The sequence below is a fragment of the Halorhodospira halophila SL1 genome (assembly GCF_000015585.1).
GTDB classification, from domain to species: Bacteria; Pseudomonadota; Gammaproteobacteria; order Nitrococcales; family Halorhodospiraceae; genus Halorhodospira; species Halorhodospira halophila.
Genome location: NC_008789.1, coordinates 598,954 through 614,986, shown reverse-complemented (window position 1 = coordinate 614,986; position 16,033 = coordinate 598,954). Strand labels below are relative to the sequence as shown.

At 68.4% G+C, this 16,033-nt stretch carries 15 protein-coding genes and 1 tRNA gene; 11 read left to right on the top strand and 5 right to left on the bottom strand.

Annotation, left to right across the window (positions count from 1 at the left end; genetic code table 11):
- Positions 1 to 9: 9 nt before the first annotated feature.
- On the top strand, positions 10 to 366 hold the full coding sequence (locus tag HHAL_RS02775; protein ID WP_011813354.1) for a 2Fe-2S iron-sulfur cluster-binding protein: 357 nt from the start codon (positions 10 to 12) through the stop codon (positions 364 to 366).
- Positions 353 to 625 (top strand): N(2)-fixation sustaining protein CowN, encoded by a 273-nt coding sequence (gene cowN, locus HHAL_RS02770; protein ID WP_011813353.1) that lies wholly within the window; start codon positions 353 to 355, stop codon positions 623 to 625. The genes HHAL_RS02775 and cowN overlap by 14 nt, the downstream gene beginning before the upstream one ends.
- A gap of 63 nt (positions 626 to 688) precedes the next feature.
- On the opposite strand, the gene HHAL_RS02765 is transcribed toward cowN, so the two are convergent.
- Together HHAL_RS02765 and HHAL_RS02760 are read right to left on the bottom strand one after the other, a co-directional pair.
- Positions 689 to 763: transfer RNA gene (locus HHAL_RS02765), tRNA-Asn, on the bottom strand.
- 132 nt (positions 764 to 895) lie between these two features.
- Positions 896 to 2,080 (bottom strand): pyridoxal phosphate-dependent aminotransferase, encoded by a 1,185-nt coding sequence (locus HHAL_RS02760; RefSeq protein ID WP_011813352.1) that lies wholly within the window; start codon positions 2,078 to 2,080, stop codon positions 896 to 898.
- Between the two features lie 153 nt (positions 2,081 to 2,233).
- Between HHAL_RS02760 and uvrB the strand changes: the two genes are divergently transcribed.
- Positions 2,234 to 4,264: an excinuclease ABC subunit UvrB gene (gene uvrB / locus HHAL_RS02755; RefSeq protein WP_011813351.1), complete on the top strand. Its 2,031-nt coding sequence runs from the start codon at positions 2,234 to 2,236 to the stop codon at positions 4,262 to 4,264.
- Between the two features lie 13 nt (positions 4,265 to 4,277).
- Here uvrB and HHAL_RS02750 read toward each other — a convergent pair whose 3' ends face one another.
- A complete protein-coding gene (locus tag HHAL_RS02750; protein WP_011813350.1) occupies positions 4,278 to 4,544 on the bottom strand; it encodes a hypothetical protein in 267 nt (88 codons plus the stop codon).
- Between the two features lie 167 nt (positions 4,545 to 4,711).
- Here HHAL_RS02750 and HHAL_RS02745 point away from each other — a divergent pair, with 167 nt between their 5' ends.
- From HHAL_RS02745 to HHAL_RS02725, 5 genes are read left to right on the top strand one after another with little or no spacing between them, the layout of a single operon-like run.
- Positions 4,712 to 5,164, top strand: coding sequence for an SUF system Fe-S cluster assembly regulator (locus HHAL_RS02745; RefSeq protein WP_011813349.1), 453 nt, complete (start codon positions 4,712 to 4,714; stop codon positions 5,162 to 5,164).
- Positions 5,165 to 5,185: 21 nt separating this feature from the next.
- Entirely contained in the window at positions 5,186 to 6,661 is a 1,476-nt protein-coding gene (gene sufB / locus HHAL_RS02740) for a Fe-S cluster assembly protein SufB (protein WP_011813348.1), read from the top strand.
- A 25-nt stretch (positions 6,662 to 6,686) separates the two neighbouring features.
- Positions 6,687 to 7,439 carry a Fe-S cluster assembly ATPase SufC gene (gene sufC, locus HHAL_RS02735; protein ID WP_011813347.1) on the top strand — a complete coding sequence of 251 codons (753 nt, stop codon included), beginning with the start codon at positions 6,687 to 6,689 and terminating at the stop codon, positions 7,437 to 7,439.
- A 1-nt stretch (position 7,440) separates the two neighbouring features.
- Positions 7,441 to 8,778, top strand: a complete 1,338-nt coding sequence (sufD, locus tag HHAL_RS02730) for a Fe-S cluster assembly protein SufD (protein WP_011813346.1) — start codon at positions 7,441 to 7,443, stop codon at positions 8,776 to 8,778.
- Entirely contained in the window at positions 8,775 to 10,025 is a 1,251-nt protein-coding gene (locus tag HHAL_RS02725; protein ID WP_011813345.1) for an aminotransferase class V-fold PLP-dependent enzyme, read from the top strand. The genes sufD and HHAL_RS02725 overlap by 4 nt, the downstream gene beginning before the upstream one ends.
- A 63-nt stretch (positions 10,026 to 10,088) precedes the next feature.
- Here HHAL_RS02725 and HHAL_RS02720 read toward each other — a convergent pair whose 3' ends face one another.
- Both HHAL_RS02720 and HHAL_RS02715 read right to left on the bottom strand, forming a co-directional pair.
- A complete protein-coding gene (locus HHAL_RS02720; protein ID WP_011813344.1) occupies positions 10,089 to 11,552 on the bottom strand; it encodes a methyl-accepting chemotaxis protein in 1,464 nt (487 codons plus the stop codon).
- A gap of 23 nt (positions 11,553 to 11,575) precedes the next feature.
- Complete coding sequence (locus tag HHAL_RS02715; RefSeq protein ID WP_011813343.1) at positions 11,576 to 12,895, bottom strand: methyl-accepting chemotaxis protein; 1,320 nt, start codon at positions 12,893 to 12,895, stop codon at positions 11,576 to 11,578.
- 185 nt (positions 12,896 to 13,080) lie between these two features.
- Between HHAL_RS02715 and HHAL_RS12485 the strand changes: the two genes are divergently transcribed.
- From HHAL_RS12485 to HHAL_RS02700, 3 genes are read left to right on the top strand one after another with little or no spacing between them, the layout of a single operon-like run.
- Entirely contained in the window at positions 13,081 to 13,665 is a 585-nt protein-coding gene (locus HHAL_RS12485; RefSeq protein WP_011813342.1) for a tetratricopeptide repeat protein, read from the top strand.
- Complete coding sequence (gene yoaA, locus HHAL_RS02705) at positions 13,655 to 15,604, top strand: DNA repair helicase YoaA (protein WP_011813341.1); 1,950 nt, start codon at positions 13,655 to 13,657, stop codon at positions 15,602 to 15,604. The genes HHAL_RS12485 and yoaA overlap by 11 nt, the downstream gene beginning before the upstream one ends.
- The gene (locus HHAL_RS02700; protein WP_011813340.1) at positions 15,601 to 16,014 is read left to right on the top strand and encodes a DnaJ family domain-containing protein; all 414 of its coding nucleotides are present in this window, start codon (positions 15,601 to 15,603) and stop codon (positions 16,012 to 16,014) included. The genes yoaA and HHAL_RS02700 overlap by 4 nt, the downstream gene beginning before the upstream one ends.
- Positions 16,015 to 16,033: the final 19 nt, after the last annotated feature.

Genomic DNA, 16,033 nt, shown 5'->3' with positions numbered 1-16,033 from the left:
AGCACCACCATGCCAAATGTGACGTTTCGGCACCCGGAGCACGGGGACCGCACCGTGCAAGCGGTCGCGGGCAGTCATACGGAGCCGGTCCTGAAACTGGCCCGCCGCCACAACATCCCGATCTCTTTCGATTGTCAGGATGGCCAGTGTGGCAGTTGCCTCGTTTATGTCCGCTACGGTGTCACAAAAGGAACAATGGCGGGGCCGTTGACGGACCGCGAGGAGCGGGTCCTGCTGGAGCTGGGCAAGGTCACGCAGGCGGAAATCGACCGCATGCGCGTCGACGACTTCCCGACCAACTGGCGGTTGATGTGCCAGATGGTTGTTCGCGATGAGGATCTGGTGATCGAGTATGGCCACCGCTGACCATGAGGCCACTGGCCTGGACTGTGACCACGCGATCCGGCGGCTGCTCCGCCGGATCGATGCCCACATCGCGGATGAGCCCCGGGACAGTCCGGTGAGGCGCTACCTGGAGCGTGAACTCGGCGGGCGAGAGGGCACGGAAGCGGATACCCGGCTGGTGGTCCATGCGCAGATCAATGTCGTACGGGAGCTGTTCGAGCGGCGCTCGGACGCGGACGGCCTGAGGCTCTTGTCGAATATCGAGCGGGAGTGTTGCTGAGCAGCGGTCCGATCAGCTCGAACTCGGCTGATCAACAGGGGTGTCGATGAAAAGAGGAGGGATTGGCTCCCCGGGACGGATTCGAACCGCCGACCCAGTGATTAACAGTCACTTGCTCTACCGCTGAGCTACCGGGGAAACGCTGATCGTGTCTCACGATTCGCTGCGTATTCTGCCGATGTCGGATTGCCGGGGTCAAGCCTTGATTGGCCGCGCCGCACCCTGGCCCCACCCCCGCCCGCAACGCGCAGGCGGGGGTGGCTGGGGGCGTCAGCCGCCCAGGGCTTGCTGCAGCCGATCCATGGCCCGCTCCAGGTTCTCCATGCTGGTCGCATAAGAGATGCGGGCGTATCCCGGCAGGCCGAAGGCCGAGCCCGGCACCAGGGCTACACCGGCGTCGTTGATCAGCTGCTCGGCGAAGGCGACGTCGTCCTCGGCGCCGGTGCGGTTCATGGCCTCTTCCATGTGCGGGAAGCAGTAGAAGGTGCCGTCGCACGGCGTGCAGCTTACCCCCGGCATGGCGTTGAGGCGCTCGACGACGAAATCGTGGCGCGCCTTGAACTGCTCCAGCATGGGCTGGATGCAGCCCTGATCGCCGTTGAGGGCGGCCAGCGCAGCGGCCTGAGAGATCGAGGCCGGGTTGGATGTGCTCTGCGACTGCACCTTCTTCATGGCGCCGATCAGCGGGGCCGGGCCGGCCGCGTAGCCGATACGCCAGCCGGTCATGGCGTACGCCTTGGAGACGCCGTTGACCACGATGGTCCGCTCGAAGAGCTGCGGTGCCGCCATGGCGATGTTGGAGAAAGCCTCGTCGCGCCAGAGGATGTGCTCGTAGATGTCGTCACTGACCACCACGACCTGCGGATGGCGCTCGAGGACCGCGCCCAGCGCCGCCAGCTCGTCCCGGGTGTAGGCGGTGCCGGTGGGGTTGGACGGACTGTTGAGGATGACCATGCGGGTCTTGCGGGTCAGCGCCTGCTCAAGCTGCTCCGGGGTGATCTTGAAACGGCTCTCGGCACCGGCGGCCACGAAGACCGGCTGTGCGCCGAAGACCAGGGCCATGTCCGGGTAGGAGACCCAGTAGGGCGCCGGGATGACCACCTCGTCGCCCTCGTTGAGGACGGCGGCCATGGCGTTGAACAGCGACTGCTTGGCGCCGCTGGAGACCAGGATCTGGTTGGCTTCGTAGCTCAGCTGGTTGTCGCGCTGGAGCTTGTCGATGACCGCCTGCTTGAGTTCGGTGGTGCCGTCCACGGCGGTGTAGCGCGTCTGCCCCTGCTGGGCGGCCTGGACGGCGGCCTCGATGATGTGTGCCGGGGTGTCGAAGTCCGGCTCGCCGGCGCCGAGGCCGATGACGTCGTGGCCGGCGGCGCGCAGCTCCGCGGCGCGGGCGGTGACGGCGAGCGTCGGCGATGGCTTGATGCGCTGGACGCGATCGGCAAGCTGAAGGTCCATGGTTTGGCTCCGCGTTGAAAGTTGGGCTCGGGGAGTATGATAAGGGTTTTGGGTTCAGTGTTCAGGGTTCAGACTTTATGACCGCCGGAGTCAGAGGTGTAGCTTGCAGAGCGTGATGCGGAACGACCTGCCGAAGGCGTGTGCGGGGGGGGAATGACTGAGCGGTTCAAGCTGAACGCCCGTTTCCAGCCCGCTGGGGATCAGCCCCAGGCGATCGACGAGCTCGTCGACGGGATCGAGTCGGGGCTCTCGGACCAGACCCTGCTTGGGGTGACCGGTTCGGGCAAGACCTTCACCGTCGCCAACGTGATCGAGCGGCTGCAGCGTCCGGCGATCCTGCTGGCGCCGAACAAGACCCTGGCCGCGCAGCTCTACGGCGAGATGCGCGAGTTCTTGCCGGAGAACCGCGTCGAGTACTTCGTCTCCTACTACGACTACTACCAGCCCGAGGCGTACGTGCCCTCCTCGGATACCTTCATTGAGAAGGACGCCTCGGTGAACGAGCACATCGAGCAGATGCGCCTGTCCGCCACCAAGGCGGTGCTCGAGCACAAGGATACGGTCATCGTCGCCTCGGTCTCCTCCATCTACGGGCTGGGCGACCCGCAGGCGTATATGTCGATGCTCCTGCACCTGGTGCGCGGTGAGCAGATCGACCAGCGGGCGATCCTGCGCCGGCTGGCCGAACTGCAGTACACCCGCAACGACACCGAGCTGACCCGGGGCACCTACCGCGCCAGGGGCGAGGTGATCGACATCTTCCCCGCCGAGTCCCCCGAAGAGGCGGTCCGGGTGCAGCTCTTCGACGACGAGATCGAGGAGATCAGCTGGTTCGATCCGCTCACCGGCGAGGTGCTGCGCCGGGTGCCGCGTGTGACCATCTACCCCAAGACCCACTACGTCACCCCGAAGGAGCAGATCCACCAGGCCGTGGAGCAGATCAAGGAGGAGCTGCGCGAGCGCCTGGATGAGCTGCGGGCTGCCGACAAGCTGGTGGAGGCGCAGCGGCTGGAAGAGCGGACCCGCTTCGATATGGAGATGATGCTCGAGCTCGGCTACTGCAACGGCATCGAGAACTACTCCCGCTATCTCTCCGGCCGCGGGCCGGGAGAGCCGCCGCCGACTCTGTTCGACTACATCCCGCCGGAGGCCGTGCTGTTCATCGATGAGTCCCACGTCACCGTTCCGCAGATCGGCGGCATGTACAAGGGCGACCGCTCGCGCAAGCAGACCCTGGTCGAATACGGGTTCCGGCTGCCCTCGGCGCTGGACAACCGGCCGCTGAAGTTCGAGGAGTTCCGCCGCCTGGCGCCGCAGACGGTCTACGTCTCGGCCACGCCGGGCCCCTTCGAAGAGGAGCACGCCGGGCAGGTGGTGGAGCAGGTGGTCCGCCCCACCGGGCTAGTGGACCCGGAGGTGGAGGTGCGTCCGGCTACTGCCCAGGTCGACGATGTCTACGGCGAGATCCGCGCGCGCGCCGAGCGGGACGAGCGGGTGTTGGTCACCACGCTGACCAAGCGTATGGCCGAGGACCTGACCGAATACCTGGAGGAGAACGGCGTCCGGGTCCGCTACCTCCACTCCGACGTGGACACGGTCGAGCGCACCGAGATCATTCGTGACCTGCGCCTGGGCCACTTCGATGTGCTGGTCGGCATCAACCTCCTGCGCGAGGGGCTGGACATCCCCGAGGTCTCGCTGGTGGCTATCCTCGATGCCGATAAGGAGGGCTTTCTGCGTTCTACCCGCTCGCTGATCCAGACCATCGGTCGGGCCGCCCGCAATATCGATGGACGGGCGATCCTCTACGCTGATCAGATGACGGACTCCATGCGCCGCGCCATCGACGAGACGGAGCGGCGGCGGGCCAAGCAGATCGCCCACAATGAGGCCCACGGCATCACCCCGCAGGGGATCCGCAAGGAGGTGCCCGACATCATGGAGCGCGGTGGTGTGCCGGCGCCGGGGGCCCCGCAGCGGGCGGCCCGGGTGGCCGAAGAGGCGGGCGAGTACGCCGGGCTGTCCCCCGCCGAGGCGGTGCGGCGGATCCGCGAGCTAGAGAAGCGTATGCAGGAGCACGCCCGGGAGCTGGAGTTCGAGGAGGCGGCCCGGGTGCGCGACGAGATCCGCCGCATCGAGCAGCACGCCCTGGGCGGAGGCGGCGCCGCGGCTGCCGCGTCCTGAACCGGCCGCGGCCTCAGCTCGGGCGGCGGTTCTGCATCAGCGTTTCGATATCCAGCTGCTTGTCGCCGTGGCGGGTGCGCATGAGCACGTCGTGCTCGTAGTGGTAGTAGCGCGCGATGAAGTACGCCGAGCGCAGGGCCGCGATCTCGCTGTGCGAGTTGCCGATGTGCTGGACACGGCCCTGCTCGTCGTAGAAGACCACCTCCCAGCCGTTGTCCCGTTCCTCGATGATCAGCCGGTAGGTGGTGCGCAGTCGCGGCTTGTGCGGCTGAGGGGTCAACAGTAGCCCTCCTGACAGGTTGAAACAGACTCCATCCTCCCATGGATCGGCACGGCTGTGGTGATCTTCAGCCCGGGGGGTGTCTGTCTGTAAGTGTTCTAAAAAGTCTTCCCTTCCCCGATTGGAATATGTACCCTCTGGGTACGGATTGAGGGAAATCAGACACCATGCTCCGAATCAACCGCGAGACTGACTATGGCGTGGTCATCCTCTCGGCGATGGCGCGCCGCCCGGGGGAACGGGTCAATGCCGCCCAGCTGGCGGGGGCCCACGGGCTGCCCCAGCCGATGGTGAGCAAGGTCATGAAGCAGCTGGTGCACGCCGGACTGCTGTGCTCCTATCGCGGCGCCAAGGGCGGCTACGGACTGGCCCGGCCACCCGAGGAGATCTCGGTGGCCGAGGTCATCGAGGCCCTTGAGGGACCCATTGCCTTCACCGAGTGCGTCGAGAGCGGGACCGATACTTGCACGCATGTTGAGGATTGCAACGCCAGCGCCGCCTGGTCGCGGATCAGCTCTGTGGTCCGTCAGGCCCTGGCGGCGGTGAGTCTGGCGGAGATGGGCGAACCGGCCAGCGCGCCGGTGGGGATCTACCCCCGTCAACAGGTTATTGGCCACTGAGCAGCCGGAGGCTTGGGCGACATGGCGAGCAGCAACGAGACCATCGAACGGTTCACCAGCCGGGGTTACGAGGCCGGCTTCTTCACCGATATCGAGCAGGAGTTTGCACCACCGGGGCTCAACGAGGAGACCATCCGGTTCATCTCCGAGAAGAAGGGCGAGCCGGAGTGGATGCTCCAGTGGCGGCTCGAGGCCTACCGCGGCTGGCTGGAGATGGCCGTTCCGGAGTGGCAGAACGTACAGTTCCCGCCCATCGACTTCCAGGCCATCTCCTATTACGCCGCTCCCAAGGAGGGGCCGAAGAGCCTCGATGAGGTCGATCCCAAGCTGCTCGAGACCTATGAAAAGCTCGGCATCCCGCTGCACGAGCAGAAGATGCTCGCCGGTGTCCAGGAGGCGGAGGAGGGGACCGAGCGCCCCAACGTGGCGGTGGATGCGGTCTTCGACTCGGTCTCCGTGGCCACCACCTTCAAGGAGGAGCTGGCCAAGCACGGCGTGATCTTCTGCTCGATCTCCGAGGCGCTGCACGAGTATCCGGAGCTGGTGCGGCAGTACATCGGCAGCGTTGTGCCGCGCAAGGACAACTTCTTCGCCGCCCTGAACTCGGCGGTGTTCTCCGATGGCTCGTTCGTCTACATCCCCGAGGGGGTGGAGTGCCCCATGGAGCTCTCCACCTACTTCCGCATCAACGCCGGGCATACCGGGCAGTTCGAGCGCACGCTGATCATCGCCGAGAAGGGCAGCTCGGTGTCCTACCTGGAGGGGTGCACCGCACCGCAGCGTGACGAGAACCAGCTCCACGCCGCCGTAGTTGAGCTCTACGCCCACGATGATGCGCAGATCAAATACTCCACGGTGCAGAACTGGTACCCCGGCGACGCCAACGGCGTCGGTGGCGTCTATAACTTCGTCACCAAGCGCGGCCTGTGCGCCGGTAAACGCTCGAAGATCTCCTGGACCCAGGTGGAGACCGGCTCGGCGATCACCTGGAAGTACCCGAGCTGCGTGCTCAAGGGCGACGACTCCATAGGTGAGTTCTACTCCGTGGCGGTGACCCGGGGCCGGCAGCAGGCCGATACCGGCACCAAGATGATCCACATCGGCAACAACACCCGCAGTCACATCATCTCCAAGGGGATCTCGGCGGACTACGGGCAACAGAGCTACCGTGGTCTGGTCAAGGTGCTGCCCACGGCGGGCAACGCCCGCAACTATTCGCAGTGCGACTCCATGCTGATGAGTTCCCACTGCGGTGCCCACACCTTCCCGTACATCGACATCCAGAACCCCACGGCGCAGCTCGAGCACGAGGCGACCACCTCCAAGATCGGCGATGACCAGATCTTCTACTGCAAGCAGCGCGGGATCAGCGAAGAGGATGCGGTCTCCATGATCGTCAACGGCTTCTGCAAGGAGGTCTTCCAGAAGCTGCCCATGGAGTTCGCCGTCGAGGCGCAGAAGCTGCTCGAGGTCACCCTCGAGGATAGCGTTGGATAAGACAGAATCCCAGGAGAGGCAGACCATGCTGAAGATCAACAACCTCCATGCCAGCGTCGAGGCGACCGAGATCCTCAAGGGCATCGATTTCGAGATGGGCCCCGGCGAGGTCCACGCCATCATGGGGCCCAACGGCTCGGGCAAGAGCACGCTGTCCAAGATCCTCGCCGGCGACGAGAGCTACGAGGTCACTGACGGCTCGGTGACCTTCGACGGGCAGGACCTGTTCGAGATGGAGCCCGAGGAGCGGGCCCGGGCCGGTGTCTTCCTCGGCTTCCAGTACCCTGTGGAGATCCCCGGGGTGAGCAACAGCTACTTCCTCAAGGCTGCCGTCAACGCCGCCCGCGAGGCTCGGGGCGAGGGCGAGATCGACCCGGTCAGCTTCCTCAAGATGGCCCGCGAGCGGGCGCAGTGGGTGAAGCTGGATGAGTCGCTGCTCAGCCGGCCGGTCAATGCCGGCTTCTCCGGCGGCGAGAAGAAGCGCAACGAGATCTTCCACATGGCCATGCTTGAGCCGCGGCTGTGCATCCTCGACGAGACCGACTCGGGGCTGGACATCGACGCGCTGCGTGCCGTGGCCGATGGCGTGAACAGCATGCGCGATCCGCAGCGCTCGTTTCTGATTATCACCCACTACCAGCGGCTGCTCAGCTACATCGTGCCGGACCATGTGCACGTCATGGTCAACGGGCGCATCGTGCGCTCCGGCGGCAAGGAGCTGGCCGAGGAGCTGGAGCGGACCGGCTACGCTCTGTTCGAGGACGAGGAGGCTGCCTGACATGGGAGCAGTGGAAGAGCTCAAGAGCGTGCCCCGCGCCGTCTTCGACGGCCGTACGGCACGGGGGCCGGAGTGGCTGGCCGAGCGCCGCCGCGCGGCCATGGCCACCTTCGATGCCCACGGCTTCCCGACCCGACGCTGGGAGGCGTGGAAGCACATCGATCTGACCCCGGTGCTGCGCAGCGACTTTCATCCGCCGCAGACCGCCGGGGCGGTGGATGACGGTCTCGCCGGCCGGGTCGATCAGCTCCTGCCGCGCTCGGATGGGCCGCGGCTGGTCTTCATCGATGGTTACCTGGATGCATCGCGTTCGGACTACGCCGAACTGCCGGCCGGCCTCTCCGTCCAGCCCCTGAGCCAGGCGCTGGCCGACGACGTGGCGTGGCTGCAGCAGCACCTGGCGGCCCATGCCGACCCGGCCAACAGCCCCTTCATTGCCCTCAACACGGCACTGATGGACGAAGGGGTGGCGATCCACGTTGCCCGCGGGGCGATGATCGAGGCGCCACTGCTGATTGTCTGCTACACCAGTGCGGCCTGCGCCGGGCACGCCGTCTATCCGCGGGTGATCGTCCACGGTGAGGAGGCCAGCCACCTGCGCGTGGTGGAGTACCACAGCGGTGACCCTGAGGCCGCCTACCTAAGCTGCCCGGTCACCGAGTTGGTGGCCGATGCCGGCGCCCAGGTGGATCTGACCCGGATCAGCGAAGAGGGCGATGCCGGCTGCCAACTTGGCGCGGTCAGCGGCACCGCCGCGCGCGACGCCCGGGTCGGCGCCCACTCCTTCGTCTGGGGGGGCGACAAGGTGCGCGTGGACATCGAGGCGACGGTCCAGGGCGACAACGGCGAGGGGGATCTCACCGGGGTCCACCTCAGTGACGGCCAGCGCTTCGTGGACCACCACACCTGGGTCCACCACGACGCCGAGCACACCCGCAGCCGTCAGGTCTTCAAGGGGGTGCTCGACGGCCGCTCGGAGAGCGTCTTCGATGGACTGATCAAGGTCCACCCGGGGGCGCAGAAGACCGACGCGGAGCAGGAGAACCGCAACCTGCTCCTCAGCCCGCGGGCGTTCGCGCACTCCAATCCGCGCCTGGAGATCTTCGCCGACGACGTCCGCTGCACCCACGGCTCCACCGTGGGGGAGCTCGACGAGCAGGCGCTGTTCTACATGCGCGCCCGCGGCATCGATCCGCTGGTGGCCAAAAGCCTGCTTACCTACGCCTTTGTCGCCGAAGTCCTGGAGACCGTGCGCTGTTCGCAGGCCGCCGACTACGAGCGTGCGCTCCTGCGTCGGTTTCTGCCCGGTGGCGAGCAACTGGAGGGGTTCGAGGCATGAGCATGGTCGAGGAGCCGGCCCGTGAGGGGCTCGTGGACATGGATCGGCTGCGCGCCGAGTTTCCGGTGCTCCGCCGGGAGGTCAACGGACGGCCGCTGGTCTACCTCGACAGCGCGGCCAGTGCGCAGAAGCCGCAGTCGGTGATCGATGCCGAGCTCGATTGTTATCAGCACTACTACGCCAACGTGCACCGCGGGGTGCACACCCTCTCCCAGGAGGCCACCACCGCCTTTGAAGGGGCGCGGAGCGAGGCCCAGCGGTTCCTCAATGCCCCCAGCGAGCGGGAGATTATCTTCCTGCGCGGGGTGACCGAGGCGATCAACCTGGTGGCCCACAGCTTTGTGGCGCCGCGGGTCGGTCCCGGTGACGAGATCCTGGTCACCCACATGGAGCACCACTCCAACATCGTCCCCTGGCAGCTGGTCTGTGAGCGCACCGGGGCGCAGCTGCGGGTGGTGCCCATCGACGACAACGGGGATGTGGACCTGGAGACGGTGCGCGGCATGATCCACGAGCGCACCCGGCTGGTCAGCGTGGTCCACGTCTCCAACGCCCTGGGGGCGGTCAATCCGGTGGCGGAGATCGCCGCCATGGCCCGAGCCCAAGGCGTGCCGGTGCTGCTCGACGGCGCCCAGGCGGCCCCGCATCTGCCGGTGGATATTCAGGAGCTGGGAGTCGACTTCTACGCCTTTTCCGGGCACAAGGCCTACGGCCCGACCGGGATCGGCGTCCTCTGGGGCCGCTATGAGCACCTGGCGGGCATGGTGCCCTACCAGGGGGGCGGCGACATGATCCGCCACGTCTCCTTCTCCGGCACCGAGTACGCCGCGCCGCCGGCGCGTTTCGAGGCGGGGACGCCGAATATCGCTGGCGCCATCGGTCTGGGCGAGGCCCTGCGCTACATCGACGCCATCGGCCGTGAGCGGATCGCCGCCCGCGAAGAGGACCTGGTCAACCACGCCGCCGAGGCCATCGCCGCCGTGCCGGGGGTGCAGCTGATCGGCCGGCCCCAACGCCGGGCCGGTGCCGTGTCTTTCGTGATGGAAGGGACGCACCCCAACGATCTGGCCATGCTCCTCGATGAGCAGGGGATCGCGATCCGCGCCGGCCATCACTGCGCCCAGCCGGTGATGGAGCGCTTCGGTGTGCCCGCCACGGCGCGCGCCTCGTTCGGGGTCTACAACACCCACGATGAGGTGGAGAGCCTGGTGGTCGGCCTGGAGAAGATCCGCCGCCTGTTCGGCTGACCGACCGTCGGCGGCGGGATGGCTCCCGCCGCCGCGCGGTGGTGGTCGCGGTTCCGCGAGCAGCTACGGTTCGTAGAGCATCCGCACCGCCCCCCAGTGCTTGCCGCGGACGCGGACGGGGGCGGAGACGTCGCGGATCAGGTCGAAGCGGCCGCCGCCCATGTCCCGCCGATAGGTCTGGAGCAGGAAGGGCTGCTCGTTGCGTGCCGCCGACTGGGCGGTGCGATCCTCCCAGATGCGCCGCTGCCGGGCGTGGCGGGCGTTCCACTGCGGGTCGCCGGGCCGCTGCGGGTGGGATACGTGGCGGTTGTGGGTGGGGATGTAGCCGCGGTTGTCGATGACGAAGCAGCCGGAAATGTGGGCATCCTCCAGCGGCGGCTCCTGGATCTCCGGCAGGACCCGGTCGGTGAAGGCCACGAAGCGGGTCTGGTACTGCTGCGGGTCCGTCCCCGGGATCGGCTGGTAGTCGCGGTCAAACAGGTCCGCCTCGCTGATCTCGCCTGCGCGGATGGCCGCCTCGAAGCGCTCCGACACCTGCCGCGCCACCTCCATGACTCGGTGGATGTACGGGGTGTCCTCCGTCTCCAGATCCGAGGCGTTGGCCAGATTCATTAGATCCTCGGTGAAGGCCAGGAAGCGGTCGATCTGGGCCCGCCCGCGTTCGAGGTCGGCGTGGGAGGCCTCCAGCTCAGCGGTGTTGTCGTCGAATCGCTCGATGGTGCGCTCGCTCTGGGTGTCGATCTCCTGGACCGCCTCGGCGATCCGTGCCGACTCCGAGTCGACGGCCCCCATGGAGTGCTCGAGCTGCTCGAAAAGGCTCTGCATCTGCCCGGTGGCCTGCTCCACTCGCTGGGCTCGCCGCGTGCTTTGGTGGCCGACGGTGATCAGCTCCTGGGTCTGCTCGGTGAGGTTCTGCAGGGTGCGGTCCATGTCCCCGGTGGCCTCGCTGGTCTGGGCGGCCAGGGATTTGACCTGCTCGGCCACCACCGCGAAGCCCTGGCCGGCGTCGCCGGCGCGGGCCGCCTCGATGGAGGCGTTGAGGGCGAGCAGGTTGGTCTGCTTGGCGATCGCCCCGATCCCCCGGGCCACCTTGGTGACCCGCTGCATGGCCTCGTTGAGGTGCTCCAGGTCGCTCTCGATCTCGCGCACCGAGGTGCTGAGCCCGGCGATCCGCTGCAGGGCGTCCCGGATGCGGTCCTCGGAGCGGCGCATATCGGCGCGGGCCGCTCCCGAGACGTGCTGTGCGTTGCGCGCGGCCGCGTCCACGACCTTGTTGGCTTCGGAGAGGCGCTGACACGACTCACGCAGCTCCTGGAACAGGCGGGCCTCCCGCTCCATCTGCGCCGCGGTGTCGTCCACGTTGCCGTGGACATCGGAGACCTCCAGGCCCAGTTGGCTGGTCTCCTCGGAGACGCCGCGGATCGCCTGGGCCAGGGCGTGCTCCCGCGCGTCCCGGCCGGCGCCGCGCTGGGGGGGGCTGGAAGCGCGCGGTAAGCCGCGGCCCTTCAAAAAGTCGATGAACGCCATATCCGCTGCTCCGTCGCTGTCCGTCACTCGCCGCCGTAAATCACCCGCAGGCAGCCCCAGGTCTGCCCCCCGACCTGCACGGGGGCGCTGATCTCCTGGACCACCGGGCCCTCGCCGCCGTACTGCAGCCGGTAGGTCTGTAGCAGGTACGGCTCACGGCTGCGCAGGGCCGAGCGGGTCGGGCGGTCGTCCAGCTGCTGTCCCTGCACGGCGTCGCGCAGCGCCGGTGCGCCGCCGCTCGGCAGGCTGGCGATCGGGCAGTAGCCCTGGCTGTCGCAGATCAGGGCCACGCGGACCCCGGTCTCGTCGTGGGCGAGCTGTTCGAGTCCGGATTGTGCCTGGTTGGTCACCTGCTCGGCCCCGGCGCCGACCGGCAGGGTAGTGCCGAGTTCACTGGCGATCTCGCGGATCCGGCGAATCAGCCGCGTGTCCCGGGTCTCGACCCCGTCGACGGCGGTGCGCCGGATCAGCTCGTGGGCATGGCCGCTGATCTTCTCGGCCCGCTGGTCCGCCGCCTGTAGCGTCTGGGTGGCCTGGCGCACGGCTTCGGCCAACTCCTCCAGGCCCTCGACGGTGCGCCGGCAGTAGTGATCGATGGTGTGGACGGATTCGCGCACACGGCCGGAGTCGGTATCGATGTCGGCCATGGCGCTGCCGGCGGTCTCCATGATCTCCTGGATCGCCTCGGTGCCGTCGCGCACGGCCTCGGCCTGCAGGGTGCTCTCGCCGCCTTTCTGGACCAGGCGATCGATGATCTGGGTCAGCTCATCGAGGATGGTGTGGATATCATCGGTGGCGTCGGCGGTCTGTTTGGCCAGCGCCTTGACGTGTTCGGCCACCACGGCGAAACCGCGCCCCACCTCACCGGCGCGGTTGGCCTCGATGGTGGCGTTCAGCGCCAGCAGGTTGGTCTGCTTGGCGATGGTGGCGATCTCGCTGGAGACCTTCGAGACCCCCTGCAGCGCCTCGTTGAGGGCGCCGAGCTGGCGCTCCACCCGGGTGACCGAGTCGGCCAGCTCGCGGATCTCCTCCAGCGCCTTGTCGATTTGAGCGCGGGAGTGCTCGACGTTGCTGCCCGCCTCGGTGGCCACCTGCTGGGCGCGGTCCACGGCCTGGTGGACCACCTCGTTGCTCTTGGCCATGCTGCGGGCGTTGGCGCGCAGATCGCTGAAGGACTCGTTCTGGCGCTCGAAGGCAGCGGCCAGGGTGTTGAGGACCTCGGTGATCTGCACCGCCTCAATGCCGATCGCCGAGCTGCGCTCGGCCACCTGCTCGGCCACTTCCTGGCGCGAGCGGGTGGCGGTCTGGGGATCGGGGTGTGCGTTTTCCGGGGGCGTGGCCATGCGTTCTGTCCTGGCTGTGGTTGCCGTGCGGGCGCGGTTCCCGCCGCCGGTGGCGCAGGGTTGTGGCGCCCGCGCGTGCCCCTTATAGCGTGGCGGCTGTCCGGCCGTAAAGGTCCACGCCCGGCGGGCTCCGGCTCTGGTATCCTTGGCGGCAGCGAAGCCCGGATCTGAAACGAGGCCCCGAGATGACGCGATGGCGGATGTTCTCCGCGCTCCCGGCCCTGGTATTGCTGGCGCCGGTGGCTTGTTATGTGCCGCCTGATGACGGGATCGCCCGGAGCGATCATGATACGGCCGAGCAGGCCGATGCGTCTCGGGGGGATGCCCCGGAGCGAGAGACGGAGCAAGAGCAGGAGGATCAGGGCGGCTGGTGGTCGCAGCCGCAGCCCGCGCCTCGGCAGGAGGAGGACCAGACCCGGGGCGACGACGTGGCGACGCTGGCCCAGCGGGCCCGGGAGGCGTACGAGGGGCGCGACTACGACGGCGCCGTGCGGCATCTGGAACAGGCCCTGGACCAGGCCCCGGAACAGGGGGTGCTTTGGCAGAACCTGGCTGCGGTGCGGTATCAGCAGGGTCACTACCAGCGAGCGGAGGAGCTGGCCCTGCGCGCTGTGGATACCGGCGATCAGGACCTCGCCGTGATGCGTGAGGCGTGGTGGCTGGTGGCGGCGGCGCGCATGGAGCGGGGGGATCGTGGCGGGGCGCGGGATGCGGCGTCCACGGCGCGACGCTTCGGCGAGGCCGGAGACGGCGGCCTTGGTGGATTCTAGCCCGGCTACCGGGGCCTTCGCCGAGGCGGTGGTCTCCGAGCTCGACGTCGGCGGGGCGGTCAGCCGGGCCATCGAGGGCTTCGCCCCGCGCCCGGGGCAGCTACGCCTGGGGGCGGCGGTGGCCGACGCCCTGGCCGATGACGAGGTCCTGGTGGCGGAGGCCGGCACGGGCATTGGCAAGACCTACGCCTACCTGGTGCCCACGCTGCTCGACGGGCGCCGGGTCATCATCTCCACCGGGACGCGCACCCTGCAGGATCAGCTCTACCACCGCGATCTCCCGCGGGTGCGGGCGGCGCTGCAGGCTGCCACGCCCCGCCCGATGCGTGCGGCGCTGCTCAAGGGGCGGGCCAACTACCTGTGCCGCTATCGGCTGCAGCGGGCGGTGGAGGAGGGGCCGTTCACGGCCCCTGATGAAGTTGAGCAGATCGAGACGGCCGCGCAGTGGGCCCGGCAGACGGAAAGCGGCGATCTGGCCGAGGCGCCGGAGGGCGTCGAGGGCGTGGCCGAACGCATCACCTCCACCCCGGAACGCTGCCTCGGTCAGGGGTGTCCGGCCTACGACGAGTGCTTCTTCTACGAGGCCCGCCGGCGCGCCCACGAGGCCGACGTGCTGGTGGTCAACCACCACCTGTTGCTGGCCGACTGGGCGGTCAAGGACGCCGGTTACGGCGCCGTGCTGCCCGAGGCGCAGGCGGTGGTCCTCGATGAGGCCCATCTCCTTCCGGACACCGCCGCACGCTTCTTCGGCCACTCGGTCTCGGCGCGGGCCCTGCGCGATCTGGTGCGGGACGTGCGCATCGCCGATCGGCGCGAGGCCGGTGACATGCCGGACCTGCGCGCGGCCGTGGATACGCTGGAGAGCGCGGTCGCCGAGCTGCGCCTGGCCCTGGAGGGCGGGGAGCAGCGGGATGCCTGGTACGTGGTGGCCGAGCAGGGGGCCGCCGAGGCGGCCGCGGCCCTGCGCGGCGCGACCGCCGGCCTGGAGCGGGTCCTCGCCGCGGCGGCCGAGCGCGGCCCCGAGCTGGAGGCGTGCCACCGGCGCGCCGGTGAGCTGGGCGAGGCGCTCGGGCGCTTCCTGGCTCCGGAGGCGGAGGGCGAGGTGCAGTGGTACGAGACCCGCGGGCGGGGCTTCGCCCTGCACCTGACGCCGCTGGATGTGGGCGGCAGCTTCCGCCGGCGCATGGAGCGCGAGGCCAGCGCCTGGGTCCTGCTCTCGGCCACCCTCGCCGTGGGCAGCTCCTTCGCCGCCTTTCGCCGCCGCCTGGGGCTGGCCGAGTCGGTGCGCACCGAGCAGCTGGCCAGTCCCTTCGACTACGCCCGCCAATCCCTGCTGTACTGCCCCAGCGGTCTCCCGCTGCCCAATCAGGCGGGGTACGATCAGGCAGTGGTGGCCCGGGCGCAGGAGGTGATCGACTGTACGCCTGGCGGGGTCTTCCTGCTGTTCACCAGTCATCGGGCCCTGCGGCTGGCCCGTGAGCAGCTGGAGACGAGCCTGACGCGCCCTCTGCTGGTTCAGGGTGATGCCCCCCAGGGGCGGCTGCTGGACGCCTTTTCGCGGGCGGGTGATGCCGTCCTGCTCGGTACGGCGAGCTTCTGGCAGGGGGTAGACATCCGCGGGGCGGCGCTCTCGGCGGTGATCATCGACCGCCTGCCCTTCGCCGCTCCCGGGGACCCGGTCACCGCCGCGCGTCAGCGCGCAGTGGAGGAGGCCGGGGGCGTGGCGTTTCGGGATATCCTCCTGCCCGAGGCGGTCATCGCCCTGAAGCAGGGGGCCGGGCGCCTGATCCGCGACGATGCCGACCGCGGCGTGCTGATGATTGCGGATCCGCGCCTGCTCGGTAAGCCGTACGGCAGGCTGTTCCGGAGCAGCCTGCCGGAGATGCCGCTCACCCGCCGTGTTGAGGATGTACAAGCCTTCTGGGAGGACGAGTCGTGAGCCTCATCGACCAGATTGCCGAGCGTCGCCTGGAGGAGGCCGTGGAGCAGGGCGAGCTGCAGGATCTCCCCGGGGCCGGGCAGCCCTTGGTGCTCGATGACGACTCCATGGTTCCTGAGCACCTGCGCACCGCCTACCGGGTGCTCAAGAACGCCAACTGCATCCCGCCGGAGCTGGCCGAGCGTCAGGAGATCCGCAGCCTCGAGGATCTCATCGACGCTCTCTACACCGACGCCTCCGACCAGGCGGCGGAACAGCGTAGCCAGGCCGAGCGCCGGCTGTCGCTGCTACGGGCCCGGCTCGAGAGCAGCGGCCGGGGGGACGACGCCCTGTGCGTCGCCGAGCAGCGCTACCGGGAGCGGCTGCTGCATCGGTTCAGCGGCCCCGACCGGGGCGACGACAGCGGCTGAGGGCCGTGCTTTTCTCGGT